1 protein-coding gene is annotated in these 1,198 nt (G+C 47.5%); it reads right to left on the minus strand.

The annotated features are described in order from the left end of the window. Positions 1 to 48: 48 nt before the first annotated feature. Positions 49 to 1,124, minus strand: a protein-coding gene (locus HXZ99_RS12050) for an IS3 family transposase (RefSeq protein WP_194757543.1) whose coding sequence is annotated in 2 segments (ribosomal slippage) — positions 49 to 875 and positions 875 to 1,124 — 1,077 coding nt in all. Because the reading frame shifts where the segments join, the coding sequence is not laid out codon by codon here. Positions 1,125 to 1,198 lie beyond the last annotated feature (74 nt).

Genomic DNA, 1,198 nt, shown 5'->3' on the forward strand with positions numbered 1-1,198 from the left:
TGACCTTTCCCCTGAAATAACACCACATTTTCAATGAGATTTCAGTTTTTATGCCACCTGTTTCGCGTACTCAGCTGGCGGTAAGTAATTCAGTGAGCTGTGAGGTCGTTCTTCGTTGTAATGACGCTGCCACTGCTCTATGTCGTATCGCGCTTCATCCAATGTTCTGAACCAATGTTGATTCAAACATTCGTTTCGGAACTTGCCGTTCAGGCTCTCCACAAACGCATTCTGTGTGGGTTTGCCTGGCTGAATAAAGCTCAGTCGAACGCCTTTCGTCTTGCTCCAGAAGAACATAGCCTTACTGGTAAATTCGGTGCCGTTGTCGCAAACAATCGAGTCGGGTTGATCGCGAGTCTCAATAATCTGCGATAGAAACCGGGCTACCTGCTGCCCTGATATCGACACTGAAACAAGTTGGCCAACGACTTCGCGGCTAAAATCATCAACAATGTTTAAAACCCGAAAACGACGCCCACTAGCTAATTGGTCGGAAACAAAGTCCATCGACCAGCGCTGATTTACAGCAGTTGGAGCGTCCATGACGACACGTGGTCGCGTTAGTTTTTTACGCTTTTTAGTACGAACCTGAAGCCCTTGCTCTGTGTATAAACGGTACGTTCGCTTCTTGTTTCTAACGAGTCCTTCGCGCTTAAGAAGGCCGTGTAGCATCAAATATCCGTAACGCGGATACTCGACTGCCAGCTCCTTTAAACGAGCCGTGACAGGCTCATCCTGGCGCTTTTTAGGTTGATATCGATAAGCGGTTCGACTCAGCCCGACCAACTTGCACGCAAGGCGCTCACTAAGCTTAAACGTAGTCACTAAATGCGTAACCACGTGCTTTTTGCTGGCGGGCTTTACCACTTTTTTGAGACGACATCCTTCAGGGCTTCTGTCTCAAGCATTTTCTCCGCTAAGAGCTTCTTCAGTTTAGTGTTTTCGGCTTCGAGCTCGCGTAGGCGCTTCGCTTCGTTGACTTCCATACCGGCGTATTTACTACGCCAGTTGTAAAAAGTCCCATTGGATATACCGAGGCGACGGCAAATGTCTTCAACCTTGGCTCCAGCCTCGTGCTCTTTGATGGCCTTGATGATTTGTTCTTCGCTGTAACGTTTTTTCATTTTGAGATCTCCACTTGACCCATTTTAATGGAAATCTCATCGATGTCATGGTTCTATTCTTGGGGGAAAGGTCA

The sequence above is a fragment of the Aliidiomarina indica genome (genome assembly GCF_015354615.1).
Lineage (GTDB): Bacteria > Pseudomonadota > Gammaproteobacteria > Enterobacterales > Alteromonadaceae > Aliidiomarina > Aliidiomarina indica.